Raw genomic sequence first — 16,806 nt, 5'->3', positions numbered from 1 at the left:
CCGACCGCCATGCCGGCGCCCGCCGCCTTCGCGCTCGACGGCCGGGTCGCCCTGGTGACCGGGGCGAGCCGCGGCCTCGGCTTCGAGATGGCGCGGGGGCTGGCGGCCGCCGGTGCGCGGGTTCTGCTGAACGGACGGGATCCGGCGGCGCTCGAGCGCGCCTGCGCCGCGATCGCGGCGGAAGGCGGCGTCGCGGAGCCACTGGCGTTCGACGTGGCTGACAGCGGGGCGGCGGATGCGGCGGTCGCGGACCTGCTGGCGCGCTCCGGCCGGTTCGACATCCTGGTCAATAATGTGGGGCAGCGCGACCGCCGGCCGCTCGACGCCTTCGCCCTGGACGACCTGCGCGCGCTGCTGGAGGTCGACCTGCTCGCGCCTTTCGCCCTGGCGCGGCTGGCGGCGGCGCCGATGCGGCGCGCGGGCCGCGGGCGGATCATCAACGTCACCTCCATCGCAGGACCTCTCGCGCGTGCCGGCGATGCCGCCTACACGATCGCCAAGGGCGGGCTGGCCGCGCTCACCCGGGCGCTCGCCGCCGAACTCGGGCCCGCCGGCATCACGGTCAATGCCATCGCTCCCGGCTTCTTCGCCACCGAAGCCAATGCCGCCATGGTCGCCGACCCGTCGATCGAAAAATGGGTCCACGGCAGAGCGTCGCTGCAGCGCTGGGGACGACCGGGGGAGATCGCGGGTGCGGCGGTCTTCCTCGCGTCGGATGCCGCGTCATACGTCACGGGCCATACTCTGATAGTGGATGGCGGAATCTCCGCACACTTCTGAAGGCTCAACTACAGATCACGCGCGCGTGATCCGTATCCGTGATTGCCGGCCAGCAAGACAATCCCTGACGAGACGGAATGGCAGGTCATTTTGTCCGCCTGTTTATGCGGATCGTTAGGCAGGTCTTATCGGATTGCGGGCACTTATCATCAAAGCGTTAGTCCAACGATTTGGTGCCCAATGAAACGCTTCATGCCGAACCTGATCGCCGCGGGCGCGGTCACTGTCTTGCTGGCAGCACCGGCTCTGGCGGAGAAGCCGTCCACCCAACTGATCGACGCTCGGTTTCTCGAAGAAATCCGCTCCTGGGCGGCGGCGCCGACGGTCCATCTGATCCTGCGTGCGCAGAACGAGCGCAACAGGGACATAACCGAAGAGCAGATCCTCGCGCTCGACAAGCAGTGGCGGGACGAGACGAAGGCCGACGCGCAGCCGATCATCGCGCAGCTCATCGGCAACCCGCTGTCGCAGTATCTGCTGCAGATCCAGGCGCGGTCGCTCGGTCTCTATCCGGAGATCTTCATCATCGACGCGAAGGGCCTGAACGTCGGGCAGAGCAGCGTCACCACCGACTATTGGCAGGGTGACGAGGCCAAGTGGCAGAAGACCTTCGCGGTCGGCCCCGAGGCCGTCTTCATCGACGAGGTCGAGTTTCACGAGAAGACCCGCACCCACCGCGTGCAGGTCAATATGACGGTGATCGATCCGGTGACCGCCAAACCTTCCGGTGCCATCACCGTCGAGGTGAACCTCGACGAACTGCAGCGGCGCAAGGCCGCTCCCACGACCTGATCTTCCGATCGCCTCGCGTATCTCTGGAGCCGACCCCATGAACGCTCTCGCCAACCTGCGCGTCGCGCACAAGCTGTTGCTCGCCTTCGCGATCCTGCTCGCCGTTATCGCGGCGACGAATGCAACGATCTTCTTTCAGGTCCGGACCATCGAGGAGGTACGCGATGCCGTGGCCGAGATCGAGGTGATTTCCGACGGGGCTGTCATGCTTCAGGAGGCGGCCGAGGATCAGCTCAACAGCATCCGCGGCCTGCTGATCAGCGGAGATCGCGCGCACGCTGCCGCATTCGAATCGTCGGTGGGCGACTTCGACGCACGACTGGCCCATCTGATGATGCTGCTCGCCGACGAGCCGGTGCTGCGAGCCGAGGTCGAGGCGTTGGCCACGACGGTCAGCGCATGGCAGTCGGGGGTCGCGCGGGTGCAGATCGACCGCACCCTCCACCCGATGACGCTGAACGAAGCGCGTGCCATCGAGGCGACGGGCGCGGGCGACGCCTTCCACAGGTCGATGCGCGAAGCGGCGCATCACATCAAGCGCGATCTCGCCGAGCATGAGGCCGAACTCGACGGTGCGATGCAGGGGGCCGTCGCGACGGCCGTGACCGCCGTGCTCGCCGGCGCCGCCATCTCGATCGTCCTGGCGGTCGGTGCCGTGCTCGTGCTGATCCGCGCCATCGGCGGGCCGATCCGCAGCATCACGTCCACCATGCGTACCCTGGCCGACGGGGACACTGGCGTCGTCGTGCCCTTCGCCGACCGCCGCGACGAGATCGGCGCCATGGCCGCCGCCGTAGAGGTCTTCAAGAACAATGCGGTCGAGCGGACCAAGCTCGAAGCCGAGCAGGCCGTCGAGCGCGAGGTCAAGGAGCGCCGTGCGGCGCAGGTGCAGGCGCTCGCCTCGGCCTTCGGACAGGCGGCCGAAGGCGCACTGGCAGCGGTCACCGGTGCCGCGACGGAACTCGAGGGAACGGCGCGGAGCATGAGCAGCATCGCCGAGGAAACGACGCGTCAATCCAGTGCCTCGGCCGCGTCGGCGCAGCAGACCTCTGGCAACGTGCAGACGGTGGCCGCGGCGGCGGAGGAGATGGCGTCGTCGCTGGGCGAGATCGCCCGCCAAGTGTCGCGTGCCTCCGAAGTGGTCCAGAATGCGGTTCGCGAGGCGGATCAGACCAACACCCAGGTCGGTGCGCTGAACGACGCCGCGCAGCGGATCAACGAGGTCGTGCGCCTGATCTCCGACATCGCCTCACAGACCAACCTGCTGGCGCTCAACGCGACCATCGAGGCGGCGCGGGCCGGCGAGGCCGGCAAGGGCTTCGCGGTGGTGGCCTCGGAGGTCAAGAGCCTCGCGAACCAGACCAGCAAGGCCACCGACGAGATCGCGGCGCAGATCGCGGCCATGCAGTCGGCCACCGGCAGCGTCGTGAGCGCCATCGGCGGCATCGGCAGGACGATCAGCTCCATCGACGAGATCACGACGACGATCTCGGCGGCGGTCGAGGAGCAGAACGCGGCGACGGGCGAAATCTCGTTCAGCGTGCAGCAGGCGGCGGCCGGCACGATGGAGGTCTCGCGCACGATCGAGGGCGTCCGTGAGGCCGCCGACGAGACCGGCAACGCAGCAAGCCAGGTTCTCGAAGCGGCGGACAGCATGGCCCGCGAGGCCAACACGCTGCGCGGCGAGATCGAGAAGTTCCTGTCGGGGCTGCGCGCGGCATAGGGACCGGCCGGGTCGCGGAGCCGAGGGCGAGAGAGCGCCGAAGGTGGGCCCTCTCGCCCACCGTCTCCGACGGTCGCCCTATCCGCACCCGCGCCTTACCGCGGAGTGTCGCCGCCTGTAATCTTCCCGTGTGGGGTGGGACCGAGTGTCATGCAGACGGAGCAGCCCTGGATATTCGACAACCTGAGCAAGGCCCTGGCGGACCCGGCCGCATGCGTGCCGACGGCCTTCTCTGGTGACGAGATCCGGGGCCGGATCCGGGAGGAGCGGACCCGATCCCTGCTGACCTTCTACGAGTGGCTGCCTGCGGTCGCCGGCCCCCCGCAGCGAAGCCTCGCCGACGCCTTCTCGCTGAAGCCGTGGCTGGGCAGCCTGATGATCCTGGAGCCGCTCGAAGACGGCGCCGACTTTCGCTATCGCCTCTACGGCAGTGCGATCGTCGAGGTGGCCGGCTTCGACATGACGGGCCGGAAGGTGAGCGATTTCGGCAGCCGGACCGGCGCGTTCTTCATGAGCATCTACCGGCGTTCCCTCTCCTCCGACAAGGTCTGGCTCACGCACAATCTCGGGGAGCACGCCAGGCGCTTCGTGGTGTGGGAGCGGCTGATCCTGCCTTTTGCGACCAGTGCGGGCGGGCGGCATCTCGTGGTGTCGAACATTCCCATCGCGGTGGCGCTGCCATCGGGCAAAGGCTAGTCCGACCGAACCGCGCGGGTTAGTGTCCCGGTCTCCCTTCGCCGCTTCGGGCGCGGAATGACCGCAAAAGCCATCTTTACGGGCTTCGGCGCCGGATGGCGCCGAAGCGGGACCGCCGCATGAGCGCGGTGGTCGAGATCGTCGTCCCCGTCTTCGCCCTCATCCTCTGCGGCTGGGGATTCGCGCGCGGCGGACTGCTTCCGCCGGGCGGTGCCCGCGCGGTCGGCGTCTTCGTCTTCAATCTCGCGATACCGGCGCTGCTGTTCCGGGCGATGGCGCGCGGCCTGCCGCCGTTCGGCGAGTCGGGCGGCCTGCTCGCCGCCTATTACGGCGGCGTGGCGCTGATCTATCTCACGGCCGAGCTGCTCGGTCGGCGCCTTTTCCGGATCGGCGCCGCCGAGCGCGCCGTCATGGGCATGAGCGCCGGCTTCTCGAACGTCGCCGTCATCGGATTACCGCTTGTGGCGCTCGCCTACGGCCATGACGGGCTGATCCCGGCCGTCCTGATCATCGCCTGCCATTCCCCCACCCTCATTACGACGACGACGATCCTGGTCGAAGCGGCCACGGGGCGCGGCGAGGGCGGACTGCGCGTGGCGCTGGCGACATTCGGATCGCTGCTCCGCAATCCCATCGTGGTCGGCGTGCTGGCCGGCATCGTCTGGGGCGGCGTCGGCCTCGGCATTCCGGGACCACTGCAGCGTTTCCTCGACCTGCTCGCGGGGGCCGCACCGCCGGCGGCGCTGTTCGCGCTCGGCGCTTCCCTGGTCGAGTTTCGCATCCGCGGCGCACTGCGCGAGAGCCTGCTGGTCGTGGCGCTGAAGCTGGTGGCGCTGCCGCTGCTGGTGTGGATCCTCGCCGCCTTCGTGTTCGACGTGCGGCCGCTCTGGACCGCCGTGGCCGTGCTCTCCGCCGCCCTGCCGACGGGGGCTAACGCCTTCCTGCTCGCGCAGCGCTACGACGTCTATGTCCAGCGCAGCGCCACCATCGTGCTGGTCTCCACGGTCGCGTCGATCGTGACGCTGTCGCTGCTGCTGACCCTGGTGCCGCCGCCGTGACCGTCAGTCGGCGGGGGCGGCGATCGAGGCGCGGCGATGGGCGCGCGGCGGCAGGTGGATGGTGCTGCCGACGGCACGGTTCCAGTTGCTGACGTCCTGGTTGATGAACAGCCCCGGCTCGACGAAATCGTGGCCGACGCGGTCGCCCTCGAAGCGCCAGACGATGTAGCCGGACCGGTTCGTGACGCCCAACTCCGCCCGGCGCTGCGGATGCACGAAGGCGGTGGTCGGCGCCCATACATACGGGATGCCGTCTCGCACGAACCGGTGATAGCAGTGCAGGTGGCCGGACGTCACGAAGCCGGGTCGCCGGTCCCGCAGCAGTTGCAGCACCGGCATCCGCGCCGAATCGAGCACGGATCCGCCATGTTCGCCCTTCGCGTCCGGTGCCGAGAGGAAGAGGGGCTTGTGCAGCATCAGGCCGATCCGTCGGTCTCCGGCCGTGGCGAAGGCGCGTTGGAGAAAGGCCGACTGTTCCGCCTCCGCCGGCAGGCCGCTGCCCATGATCTCGCTGTTCAGCAGGACGAAGCGCCAGCCGGGCATGTCGTGGACATGGCGGTCGGTGCCGAAGACGTCGCGCCAGACGGCCAGGCGGGCCGCCGTCACCGGCTGCTTGAGCCGCGGCCGGTTGCCCGGTTCGCCGACGTCGTGGTTGCCGGGTATCGCCAGCCACGGCACCCGGAGCCGTTCGATCTGCTCGCGCGCGAAGACGATGTCGTCGGGTGCATCGGGTCCGTTGAAGCTGACGTCGCCGCTGTGCAGGACCAGGTCCGGGTTCAGGCGCGCCATCTCCTCAAGGAAGATTTCCCAATTGTCCTGGAAATAGGCGTGGGTGCGGCTGAGATGGGTGTCGCTGACCTGGACGATGGTGAAGGCCGGCATCTGTTGCGTCCGACTCCGGTATTGGCGGTGAGAAATCCTAGCACGGGTGAACGATTTTGCCGTGCGGCTGTTGCCGGAGCATCCGAACAGCGAGGACGGTCATGCTCCAGATGAACGACGACATGCGCCGCTGCGTAGCGATCTGCACCGAGTGCCATCAGACCTGCCTGAGCGAGGCTTCGCGCCATTGCCTGGAGGCCGGCGGCCGGCACGTCGAGCCTGCGCATCTCCGCCTGATGCTCGCTTGCGCCGAGATGTGCCAGACGAGCGCCAGGTTCATGCTTCTGGGCGTCGACCTGCACCGACACACCTGCGGCGTCTGCGCCGACGTCTGCGAGGCCTGTGCCGTGAAGTGCGCCGAGGTGGGCGACATGGACCATTGCGTCGAGGTGTGTCGGCGCTGCGCCGAGCACTGCCGCAGCATGGCTGCCTGAAATCGGTCCGCCTCGGGGAAATGGACCGCGCGCCGGCCGCCGGCCGATGGCCAAAAGCGCCGAATCCGGCCGGCCACCCTTGACCATCGCGCCCGCATGCCGGATAGAGTGACGCGCGGGCGACGGCCCGACGACCGAGAGACGCAGAAGGACCACATGGCGACGGACATCAAGGTGCCCGCCCTGGGCGAGTCGGTTACCGAGGCGACTGTCGCCCGTTGGATCAAGCAGGCGGGCGACGCCGTGGCGATCGACGAGCCGCTGGTCGAACTGGAAACGGACAAGGTCACCGTCGAGGTGCCGGCGCCGAGCGCCGGCGTGCTGTCGGAGATCCTCGTGGCCGAGGGCGACAATGTCGAGGTCGGGGCGCTGCTCGGCCGGATCGGCGAAGGCGCCGGCAAGGCCGCCGCACCGGCGGCGAAGCCGGCTGCCGCACCGAAGGCCGAGGCGCCGAAGCCGGCGGCCGCACCCGAGGCCAAGCCGGCAGCAGCCGCCACCGCAGCACCCATGCCGCCGTCGGTCCGCAAGCTGGTTGCCGAGAACGACGTCGATCCCGCCGCCGTCGCGGCGTCCGGCAAGGACGGCCGTCTGACCAAGGGCGACGTGCTCGCCCATCTGGAGCAGAAGGCGGCCGCGCCCGCCGCGTCCGCCGCACCGGGCTCGAAGCCGGCGCCGGAGCGTGGCGAGGAGCGCGTGCGCATGTCGCGCCTGCGCCAGCGCATCGCCGAGCGCCTGAAGCAGGCGCAAAACACCGCGGCCATGCTGACCACCTTCAACGAGGTGGACATGACCGAGATCATGGCGCTGCGCGCGCGCTACCGCGACAGCTTCGAGAAGCGCCACGGCGTGCGCCTCGGCTTCATGTCCTTCTTCGTGAAGGCGGCAATCCAGGCCCTGAAGGAAATCCCGGCGGTCAATGCCGAGATCCAGGGCAACGAGATCGTCTACAAGAACTATTACGACATCGGCGTCGCGGTCGGGACCGAGAGCGGCCTCGTGGTGCCGGTCGTGCGCGACGCCGACAAGCTCGGCTTCGCCGAGGTCGAGAAGACCATCAACGGCCTCGGGCGCAAGGCGCGCGACGGCAAGCTGACGATGGAGGACCTGACCGGCGGGACGTTCACGATCTCGAACGGCGGCGTCTACGGCTCGCTGCTGTCGACGCCGATCCTGAACCCGCCGCAGTCCGGCATCCTCGGCATGCACAAGATCCAGGAGCGGCCGATGGTGATCGGCGGCAAGATCGAGGTGCGGCCGATGATGTATCTCGCCGTCTCCTACGACCATCGCATCATCGACGGGTCGGAGGCGGTGACCTTCCTGGTCCGCATGAAGGACTGCCTCGAGGATCCGCAGCGCCTGCTGATCGACGTCTGATCCCCGCGGGGGACGGGAGAGAACAATGGCTGACAGCTTCGACGTCGTCGTCATCGGCGGCGGCCCTGGCGGCTACATCGCCGCGATCCGTGCGGCACAGCTCGGCATGACGGTCGCCTGCGTCGAGAAGGAGAAGACGCTCGGCGGCACCTGCACGAACGTCGGCTGCATCCCGTCCAAGGCGCTGCTGCACGCCTCGCACATGTACGAGGAGGCGCAGACGGGCTTCGCCGGCTTCGGCATCAGCACGGGCAAGGTCTCCATCGACGTCGCCAAGCTGATCGCCGCCAAGGCCGACATCGTGTCCGGCAACGTCAAGGGCATCGACTTCCTGTTCAAGAAGAACAAGATCGAGCGTGTCCTGGGCAAGGGCCGGATCGCGGCGGCGGGCAAGGTGGCGGTCACCGGCGAGGGCGGCGAGCGGATGCTCGACGCGAAGAACATCATCATCGCCACCGGCTCCGAGGTCATGCCGCTGGCCGGCGTCGAGGTGGACGAGAAGCGCATCGTGACGTCCACCGGCGCGCTCGACATGACCAAGGTGCCGAAGCACCTGATCGTTATCGGCGGCGGCTATATCGGCCTGGAGATGGGCATGGTCTGGCGCCGCCTGGGCGCCGAGGTGACCGTGGTCGAGTATCTGGACTCGATCCTGCCGAACATGGACGGCGAGATCGCCAAGACCATGGACCGGCTGCTGCGCAAGAAGGGCTTCAAGATCCGCACCGGCCTGAAGGTGACGGGCGCCAAGACGACCAAGTCGGGTGCGGCCATCACGGTCGAGCCGGCGAAGGGCGGCGACGCCGAGACGATCGAGGGCGACATCGTCCTGCTCTCCATCGGCCGTCGGCCCTACACCGCCGGGCTGGGCCTGGAGGATGTCGGGGTGAAACTCGACGAGCGCGGCCGCATCGAGATCGACGACCATTTCCGCACCAGCGTCCCCGGCATCTACGCCATCGGCGACTGCGTGCGCGGCGCCATGCTGGCGCACAAGGCCGAGGACGAGGGCGGCGTCTGCGCCGAGATCATCGCGGGGCAGGCGGGCCACATCGACTACGACGCCATTCCGGCCGTCGTCTACACGTGGCCGGAGGCCGCCACGGTCGGCAAGACCGAGGAGGAGCTGAAGAAGGCCGGCGTCGCCTACAAGGTCGGCAAGTTCCCCTTCTCGGCCAACGGCCGGGCGCGGACGATGCACGAGGGCGACGGCTTCGTGAAGATCCTGGCCGACGCCAAGACCGACCGCGTCCTGGGCTGCCACATCATCGGCCCGGACGCGGGCACGATGATCGCCGAGGTGGCGCTCGGCATGGAGTTCGGCGCGGCGGCCGAGGACATCGCCCGCACCTGCCACGCCCACCCGACGCTGAACGAGGCGGTGCGCGAGGCGGCCCTCGCGGTGGACGGTCGCGCGCTGAACATGTGAGGCGCGCGCCTCGTTTCGTGTGTCATTGCCGGACTTGATCCGGCAATCCATCAACGGCTCAGGCTGAAGGTGGATGCCCGGATCAAGTTGGGGATGACACTCGGTTTGAGGATCCTCACCCCACCGTCATCACCGCCTTGCCGAGCACCTTGCGGTCGGCGACCGTCTGCAGCGCTTCGTGGACCTGGTCCAGGGTGAAGCGGTGCGAGATGTGCGGGCGAAGCTTGCCTTCCGCGACCCATCCGAGGAGCGTGCGGCGGCTGTCTTCCAGCAGCGACGGGTCGTGCCGCGTCGCCTCGCCGGCGCGGATGCCGAGGATCGACGCACCCTTGATCAGCACGTGGTTGACCTTCGCCTCGGGTCGGCGGCCGCTGGTGAAGCCGATCACGCAGACCCGCGCGCCCCACCTGAGACAGCGCATCGACTCGTCGAAGACGTCACCGCCGACGGGGTCGAAGACGACGTCGACGCCCTTGCCGCCGGTCAGGGCCTTCACCGCATCGCGCAGCGGTCCCTTCGTGTAGTTCACGACGTCGTCGGCGCCGAGGCGGGCGACCTCCGCCAGCTTGTCGTCGCTGCCGCCCGTCGCGATGACGCGGGCGCCCATCACCTTGCCGATCTGCACCGCCGCGAGGCCGGTGCCGCCCGAGGCGCCATGGACCAGCAGCGTCTCCCCTGCCTTCAGGTGGGCGCGCTGCGCCAGGGCGTGATAGGCGGTGTGGAAGGCCGAGCGGAAGGTCGCCGCCTCGGCGAAGTCGAAGCCCTCCGGCACCGGCCACAGCTTGTCGGCGCCGCACACGGCATACTCGGCGAAGGCGCCGGGCCGGTGCGCGGAGATCACCCGGTCGCCCACGGCGACGCCGGTCACGTCCGGTCCCAGCTTGCGCACCGTTCCCGCCGCTTCCAGGCCGGGCACGAACGGCAGCTCCGGCTTCAGCTGGTAGCCGCCGGCGCACATCAGCATGTCGACATAGTTGACGCCGACCGCGGCGACGGCGACCTGGACTTCGCCCGGCCCCGGTTCCGGCTCGGGCCAGTCCTCGATCCTCAGCAGGTCGTGCGGACCGAATTCGCGGCAGACGACGGCGCGCATGGTCAGCTCTTCTCCGTTCGATAGGCGGATGTGGTGAGGAACAGCACGGAGACGACGGCCGTGCCGATTCCCAGGATGATGAAGCCGGAGGCGTAGCCGCCGGTGGCCGACACGAGCAGCGTCAGGGCCGGCGGGCCGAGGACGACGCCCGAGAAGGTGACGCTGAGGACGCCGCCGGTCGCCTCGCCGACGCGGCCGGCGGGTGCGGCGCGGGCCGTCTCCGCCAGGAAGACGCCGTTCCAGCCGATCACAGTGGCGCCGATCGCGGCGCACACGGCGGCGATCACCAGGAAGGGCGTCGCGGCGGTGAACAGCGTGACCGCCCAGACCGACAGGCTCATGCCGAAGCCGAGCAGGGCCAGCATCACCCGCGGCGAGACGAGCCTGTCGGCGAGCCCACCCCAGAGGATGCGGCCGATCACGGCGGCGACCTGGGCGCAGGTCAGCGCCATGCCGGCCGCGACGAGGCCGAGACCCACACCCTCGGCGAGATAGGTGACGAGGAAGGCCGTGACGCCGATCTGCATGGCGGCGAACACGAGCGATGCGACGGCGAGCAGCCGCAGCGGCGGATGGGAGAAGACGAGACGGAGCGGGCCGGTCACGGCGCTCATCGAGAAGGGCCGGCGGACCCCGCGGTCGTCGTCGAAATCCTCACGCCAGAACTGCAGGAGTGCCGCCATGGCGACGCACAGGGCGGCAGCCGACCAGGCGGCGGTCCGCCAGTCCCAGGTCACTACGATGACGGTCAGCAGCGAGCCGGCGATGGCGTAGCCGATCGGCACGCCGGTCTGCTTGACCGAGAAGATCAGCGACATGAATCGCTGCGGCGTCCGGCGTGCCAGCAGGTGCGAACTGGCCGGCGTCATCGGGCCGTAGCCGAGGCCGACCAGCAGCGCGCTGGGCACCAGCATCCACGCCGCACCGGTCGGCAGCAGCGCCAGTCCCGCAGCCGAGGCGACGAGCGACACCTGGCTGACGCGGATCGGCCCCCAGCGCGAGACGAAGCCGCCGCTGACCAGCGTGGAGACGACCGCGCCGACATACATGATGCCGGAATACATGCCGATCCAACTCGGCGCGATGCCGAAGTCGGGTGCCGCCGCGGGCGCCATCACCGCGAGCGTCAGGTTGGCCATCGAGCCGAGTGCCTGCACGGCGAGCATCGCGGCCACCAGGACCGCGACCATGGCGTTCGACTGTCGTGCGGCCGGCGTGTCCTGCCCGGTCAATCGTGCAGATGCCGGCTGTCGACGTGGCGCTGGCGGACGCCTTCCGCGGCACGCTGGAGAATCCGGTGCACGCGCTCGGGGGCGAAGTTCGTCTGCGTCAGGGCGATGCCGATGTCGAAGACCTCGCCATAGTGGCGGATCAGCGTCCCGGACAGCTCGAACTTGCTCATGCCCTCGAACACGACGCGGCGCCCCTTCGCCTCCGGCAGCTTGGACGTGTAGCTGAAAACCCACCGGGCATAGCCGCGGTCGCCCTCGTGCACGGGGTCGAGCATGTCCCAGCGGAAGTCGTGCGCATCCCGCCAGAAATGTCCTTCGAGCATTCCGGCGATCGCCGTCGGGCCGGTGAAGGCCCCGTAGAACGTGTCGTGATAGACGCCGTCGGGTGAGAACAGGGCGCCGAGCCGCTCGCCGTTTCCGGATTCGACCGCCTTCGTGAAGCTGTCGAGTAGTGACATGAAACTCATCGTTTCCTCCATGGCGCCATTCTCCGGGCTAAGGCCGGAGAGGACAAGGGAGCCCCGCACCACCCGAGTCACCTCGGGGCGGGCCGTTGCCGGCCACGCCGCGGCCCGCTAGCGTCCCGCGATGTCGCCGCGGGGAGAGTGCGGCCGGGCCAGACGATTCGGTCCTCCCGCGGCATGTCCGGAAGGAATGAGCATGCGCTATCGTCTCGTCGGCTCCAACGGGTCGCCCTATTCAGTCAAGTTGCGATCCATCATGCGCTACCGGCGCCTGCCGTTCGACTGGGTCCTGCGGACGCCCGCGGTCCGGGCGGAGATGGCCGGCCTGAAGGTCCAGCTCGTGCCAGCGCTGCGCCTGCCCGAGGACGGGCGCTATCTCCTGGATTCGACGCCGATCGCCTACGAATTGGAGCGGCGCCATCCGGACGGGCGCGGCATCGTTCCGGAGGATCCCGGGCTCGCCTTTCTCAGCCACCTGATCGAGGACATGGCCGACGAGTGGGTGACCAAGGCGATGTTCCTCTATCGCTGGGAGGCGCCCGAGGACCAGGCCTATTGCAGCCGCTGGATCATCGCCGATTCGCGGCCCGACCTGTCGGGGGAGGCGTTCGAGGAGGCGGTCCGGGCGATCCGCGACCGTCAGGTCGGCCGCATGCCACTGGTCGGCTGCACGCCGGAGAACGCGCCCGTCATCAAGGAGAGCCTGCGGCGGGTGCTGGCGATCTTGGAGGCGCATGTGGGGCACGGCCGCTTCCTGTTCGGCAGCCGGCCGGCCCTCGCCGATTTCGGCCTGTTCGGCCAGCTGAAGACGCTGGACACCGATCCGACGCCGGGGCGCCTGATCCAGACCACGGCGCCGATGGTCGAGCACTGGCTGCGCCAGCTCGACGACGCGTCGGGCATGGAGGGCAGCTGGATCGATCCGGCGGCGCCGTTGCCGGCGGTGGTGATCGACCTTCTGAAGCATGCCGGCGAGGTCTATCTGCCGTTCCTGCTGGCCAATGCGCGGGCGGCGGATGCCGGGGAGGCGGGCTTCGGCCTCGACCTGCCGGGCGGGCGCTACGAGCAGGCGCCCTTCGGCTATCAGGCGAAGTGCCTGCAATGGCTGCGCGACGAGTACGCCGCCCTGGAGGGAGAGCCGGCCCGCCGGGTCCGCGACGTGCTCGGCGCGACGGGCTGCCTCGCCGCCTTCGACTGATCAGGCGGCGGCACCCGCCATCTGGCGCGCGACCAGGTGCGCGTAGAGGCCATTGCGGGCGAGCAGGGCGGCGTGCGTCCCCTGCTCGACCAGCCGGCCGTCGTCCATCACCAGGATCAGGTCGGCATTGCGGACGGTCGACAGGCGGTGCGCGATGACCAGCGTCGTGCGGTCCGCCATCAGCCGGTCGAGCGCCTTGCGGACCTGGATCTCGCTGAGCGCGTCGAGGTGCGAGGTCGCCTCGTCGAGGACCAGGATCGGCGCATCCTTCAGGAAGGCGCGGGCGATGGCGACGCGCTGGCGCTGGCCCCCCGAGAGCTGCGTGCCGCGCTCGCCCACCATGGTGTCGAGGCCGCGCGGCAGTGCCGCGACGAACTCCGACAGGGCGGCATGGTCGATGGCCGCCATCAGTTCGGCCTCGCTGGCGTCGGGTCGGGCGATGGCGATGTTGCCGCGCAGGGTGTCGTTGAAGAGGTAGGTGTCCTGAGCGACCAGCGCGATGCGCCGGCGCAGGGCATCGAGCGTCCAGTCCCTGGCGTCGCGGCCGTTCACGCTGACCGTGCCCGCCTCGGGGTCCCAGAAGCGCAGCAGCAGCTGCGCGATGGTGCTCTTGCCCGCGCCCGAGGGACCGACGATGGCGACCGTGGCGCCGGCCGGGGCCGCGAAGCCGACGTCCTGCAGCGCCGGCCGCGTGCGGCCCGGATAGGTGAAGGTGACGCCGCGCATGGCGACGGCCGGGGCGGCGGAGTCGATCGCGTCCTCGCCGACGCCGGGGCCGTCCTGCACCGGCACGGGCTCGGCGTGGATGCCGTGGACGCGCCGGGTGGCGGCGATGGTGTCGGCGAGGCGCCGGCCGATCTCGGCGATCTCCGCGACCGGCAGGAAGGCGGCCATCGCCAGGATCGCCAGCAGCGGCAGCATCGCCGCCTCCAAGGTGCCGGCGGTGACCAGCATCGCGCCGACGGCCACCACCGCGAGGCCGCCCAGGCCGATCGCCGCGTCGAGCACCGCCTTCTGGACGGCGAGGTCGCGGAAGAAGGGCAGGCGCGCGCGATAATAGGCGTCGCCGAGGCGGTCGAGGGCGTCACCGCGCGCCGCCTGCTGGCCGTAGGCGACGACCTCGGCCATGCCCTGGATGCCGTCGATCGCGTGGGCGTTGAGGCCGGCGAGGGCGGCGCGGGAGCCCGCACCCGCCCGGTCGAGCCGCCGCCGCGCGAGGAACGGCGTGGCGCCGACGAGGAGCAGGAACGGCAGCAGGACGGCGGCCAGCTGCCAGCCGCTGAGCAGCAGGGTCGCCAGCACGGCGCCCGGGACGAGCACCGCGACGAAGGCCGGTGCGATGGTGTGGGCGAAGAAATATTCGATCAGCTCGACGTCGTGGGTCGCCATGCCGACGAGGTCGCCGGTCCGCCGCCGCACCAGCCAGGCCGGCGCCAGCCGGTCGATCTTGGCGAACAGCGCGATCCGCATTTCCGACAGCAGGCGGAAGGCGACGTCGTGCGACACCCAGGATTCGAGCCAGTGCAGGATCGCCGTCGCCGGCGCCAGCACGAACAGCAGCGCCAGCCAGGGGCCGTAGGGCTCGCCCTGCTTCAGCGCCAGGACCACGAGACCGCCGGCGACGCCGACGCCGATCAGCGTGACGACCCGCAGGATGCCGAGAACCAGCGCCCCGATCAGCTTCCCCTTCCACGGGGCCACGAGGCGCAGCAATTCGCGGAAGACGGCCAGCGTGCCCATGTCGTGCGCCGCGAGGATCGAGTCGGTCTCCGTCTCCTCCGGCTCCTGCCGTGCAGCCGTGGGTAAGTCGGCGAGCGGCGCGCGCACCGAACCGGAGTCGGCGCCGCGCGCCTCGGCGGCCTGCTCCGCCATCAGGGTGGCGTAGACCCCGCCGGCGCGCATCAGGTCGCCGTGCGTGCCGGTCTCGACGATGCGGCCGCGGTCGAGGACCAGGATCCGGTCGGCGCCGATCACGCTCGACAGGCGGTGCGCGAAGATCAGCGTGGTGCGGTCGCGCATCAGGCGGTCGAGCGCCTCCTGGATGATCCACTCGTTCTCGGCGTCGACGGCGGACAGCGCCTCGTCGAGCACCAGGATCGGCGCGTCGCGCAGCAGGGCGCGGGCGATGGCGATGCGCTGCCGCTGGCCGCCCGACAGCCGCACGCCGCGCTCGCCGACCAGCGTCGCATAGCCCTGCGGCAGGTCCGAGACGAAGCCGTGCGCATTGGCGGCGCGGGCGGCGGCCTCGACCTCGGCCCAGCTCGCATCCGGCCGGCCGAGCCGGATGTTCTCCTCCACCGTGCCGTGGAACAGGACCGTGTCCTGGCTGACCACGGCGATGCGGGCGCGGATGTCGGCGAGGGCGAGGGCGCGCAGGTCGACGCCGCCCAGGCGGATGCTGCCGCCCTGCGGATCGTAGAGCCGCAGCAGCAGGCGCAGGATCGACGACTTGCCGGCACCGCTGGCGCCGACGATGGCGACGCGCTCGCCGGCGGCGACCCGGAAGGAGAGGGCGTCGTGCGCCGCCCGGCGGCCCCCCGGATAGGCGAAGGAGACATCCTCGAAGGCGACGGTCGGCTCGAACGGTTCGGCGAGGCGGGCCGGGGCGGGCGGGTCAGCCACCTCCGGCTTCGCGTCCAGCAGCCGGGCGATGCCCTCGGTCGCCGACAGCCCGACCATGCCGTAGTGCAGCAGGTTGCTGAGTTCGCGCAGCGGCCGGAAGGCCTCGGTGCCGAGCATCACGATCACCAGCAGGACGGCGAGGTCCATCTCGCCCGCCGCGACGCGATGCGCCCCAAGGGCGAGTGCGGTCGCCGTGCCGAGCGCGATGCCCGCCACCGTGATGCCGTGCGTCGCGGCGTTGCTGGCGAGCACCCACATCGTCGTGCGGAACACGTCGCGCGCCCGCTCGGCGAGGGCGGCGGCGCGCGGCGCGCTCTGCCCGAAGGCCTTGAGGGTGCCGAGCCCCTGGATCGCGTCCAGGAAGTCCGAGGCGAAGGAGCCGTAGGCCGTGCGGCGGCGCAGCGCGAAGCGCCGGTTCCAGCGGTGGAAGACCGTCGGCGCCAGCAGCGTCGCCAGCGCCGCGATCAGGATCACCGCCGCCACCGGCAGGTCGAGGAAGGCGAGGAAGGCGAACAGCAGCAGCGGCGTCAGCGCGGCGATGGCGAGTTGCGGCAGGTAGCCGCCGAAATAGACCTCCAGCTGCTCGACGCCGTCAACGAGGGAGAGGGCGACGTCGCCGCTGCGCTCCTGCCCCACATAGCCGGGGCCGAGGACGGCGAGGTGGTCGTGCAGGCGCCGCCGCAGCGCGCGCTGCACCAGCGCGGCCGTCGCGTGAGCCGTCGTCTCCTTCAGGTACATCAGCACGCCGCGCGCCGCGATCACGGCGACGATGGCGGCACCGATGCCGGCGAGTTCGCCCGTCGGTGCGCCGGCATAGATGCGGCCGATCAGCCAGCCGAGCAGCGCCAGCCGCGCGATGCCAGTCGCCGCCGCCAGGACGCCGATCAGCACCGTCAGCGCGATTCGCCCTCGCAGACCCGCCGTGAACGCCCATAGGCGCGCATCGAAATACATGCCGAACTCCCCACCGCGAGCGGGAAGTCTAATGTCCCTCCGGCGTCGTTGCCACGCAGTAGGCCGGCACGG

At 70.1% G+C, this 16,806-nt stretch carries 14 protein-coding genes; 9 read left to right on the top strand and 5 right to left on the bottom strand.

The features are described 5' to 3' along the window. The first annotated feature begins 9 nt into the window (after nt 1-9). The 5 genes from ABIE65_RS16380 to ABIE65_RS16360 all read left to right on the top strand — a co-directional run bounded on the left by ABIE65_RS16380 (nt 10) and on the right by ABIE65_RS16360 (nt 5,049). Nucleotides 10-780, top strand: a complete 771-nt coding sequence (locus tag ABIE65_RS16380; protein ID WP_354079092.1) for an SDR family oxidoreductase — start codon at nt 10-12, stop codon at nt 778-780. Between the two features lie 192 nt (nt 781-972). Continuing rightward, nucleotides 973-1,572, top strand: a complete 600-nt coding sequence (locus ABIE65_RS16375) for a hypothetical protein (RefSeq protein WP_354079091.1) — start codon at nt 973-975, stop codon at nt 1,570-1,572. A 37-nt stretch (nt 1,573-1,609) separates the two neighbouring features. Then, nucleotides 1,610-3,295, top strand: coding sequence for a methyl-accepting chemotaxis protein (locus ABIE65_RS16370; RefSeq protein ID WP_354079090.1), 1,686 nt, complete (start codon nt 1,610-1,612; stop codon nt 3,293-3,295). A 150-nt stretch (nt 3,296-3,445) separates the two neighbouring features. Further along, nucleotides 3,446-3,991, top strand: a complete 546-nt coding sequence (locus ABIE65_RS16365) for a PAS domain-containing protein (protein WP_354079089.1) — start codon at nt 3,446-3,448, stop codon at nt 3,989-3,991. 119 nt (nt 3,992-4,110) lie between these two features. Next, complete coding sequence (locus tag ABIE65_RS16360) at nt 4,111-5,049, top strand: AEC family transporter (protein ID WP_354079088.1); 939 nt, start codon at nt 4,111-4,113, stop codon at nt 5,047-5,049. A gap of 3 nt (nt 5,050-5,052) precedes the next feature. Here ABIE65_RS16360 and ABIE65_RS16355 read toward each other — a convergent pair whose 3' ends face one another. Next, nucleotides 5,053-5,931, bottom strand: a complete 879-nt coding sequence (locus ABIE65_RS16355) for a metallophosphoesterase family protein (RefSeq protein ID WP_354079087.1) — start codon at nt 5,929-5,931, stop codon at nt 5,053-5,055. Between the two features lie 101 nt (nt 5,932-6,032). On the opposite strand from ABIE65_RS16355, the gene ABIE65_RS16350 reads away from it, so the two are divergent. From ABIE65_RS16350 to lpdA, 3 genes are all read left to right on the top strand, one after another. Next, the gene (locus ABIE65_RS16350) at nt 6,033-6,365 is read left to right on the top strand and encodes a four-helix bundle copper-binding protein (RefSeq protein ID WP_354079086.1); all 333 of its coding nucleotides are present in this window, start codon (nt 6,033-6,035) and stop codon (nt 6,363-6,365) included. A 156-nt stretch (nt 6,366-6,521) separates the two neighbouring features. Then, a complete protein-coding gene (odhB, locus tag ABIE65_RS16345) occupies nt 6,522-7,742 on the top strand; it encodes a 2-oxoglutarate dehydrogenase complex dihydrolipoyllysine-residue succinyltransferase (RefSeq protein ID WP_354079085.1) in 1,221 nt (406 codons plus the stop codon). A gap of 25 nt (nt 7,743-7,767) precedes the next feature. Continuing rightward, entirely contained in the window at nt 7,768-9,171 is a 1,404-nt protein-coding gene (gene lpdA, locus ABIE65_RS16340; protein ID WP_354079084.1) for a dihydrolipoyl dehydrogenase, read from the top strand. A 115-nt stretch (nt 9,172-9,286) separates the two neighbouring features. Here lpdA and ABIE65_RS16335 read toward each other — a convergent pair whose 3' ends face one another. From ABIE65_RS16335 to ABIE65_RS16325, 3 genes are read right to left on the bottom strand one after another with little or no spacing between them, the layout of a single operon-like run. Continuing rightward, a complete protein-coding gene (locus ABIE65_RS16335) occupies nt 9,287-10,264 on the bottom strand; it encodes an NADPH:quinone oxidoreductase family protein (RefSeq protein WP_354079083.1) in 978 nt (325 codons plus the stop codon). A 2-nt stretch (nt 10,265-10,266) separates the two neighbouring features. Next, nucleotides 10,267-11,496, bottom strand: a complete 1,230-nt coding sequence (locus tag ABIE65_RS16330; RefSeq protein ID WP_354079082.1) for an MFS transporter — start codon at nt 11,494-11,496, stop codon at nt 10,267-10,269. Further along, nucleotides 11,493-11,975 (bottom strand): nuclear transport factor 2 family protein, encoded by a 483-nt coding sequence (locus ABIE65_RS16325; protein ID WP_354079081.1) that lies wholly within the window; start codon nt 11,973-11,975, stop codon nt 11,493-11,495. Before ABIE65_RS16325 ends, ABIE65_RS16330 begins: the two co-directional genes overlap by 4 nt. 181 nt (nt 11,976-12,156) lie before the next feature. Between ABIE65_RS16325 and ABIE65_RS16320 the strand changes: the two genes are divergently transcribed. Further along, nucleotides 12,157-13,158 carry a glutathione S-transferase N-terminal domain-containing protein gene (locus ABIE65_RS16320; RefSeq protein WP_354079080.1) on the top strand — a complete coding sequence of 334 codons (1,002 nt, stop codon included), beginning with the start codon at nt 12,157-12,159 and terminating at the stop codon, nt 13,156-13,158. Here the strand turns inward: ABIE65_RS16320 and cydC are convergent, their stop codons facing one another. After that, nucleotides 13,159-16,734, bottom strand: a complete 3,576-nt coding sequence (gene cydC, locus ABIE65_RS16315; RefSeq protein WP_354079079.1) for a thiol reductant ABC exporter subunit CydC — start codon at nt 16,732-16,734, stop codon at nt 13,159-13,161. Nucleotides 16,735-16,806: the final 72 nt, after the last annotated feature.

The organism is Constrictibacter sp. MBR-5, from assembly GCF_040549485.1.
Lineage (GTDB): Bacteria > Pseudomonadota > Alphaproteobacteria > JAJUGE01 > JAJUGE01 > Constrictibacter.
The sequence above is the reverse complement of the archived record's forward strand: the minus strand, read 5'-3'. Positions and strand labels throughout refer to the sequence as shown.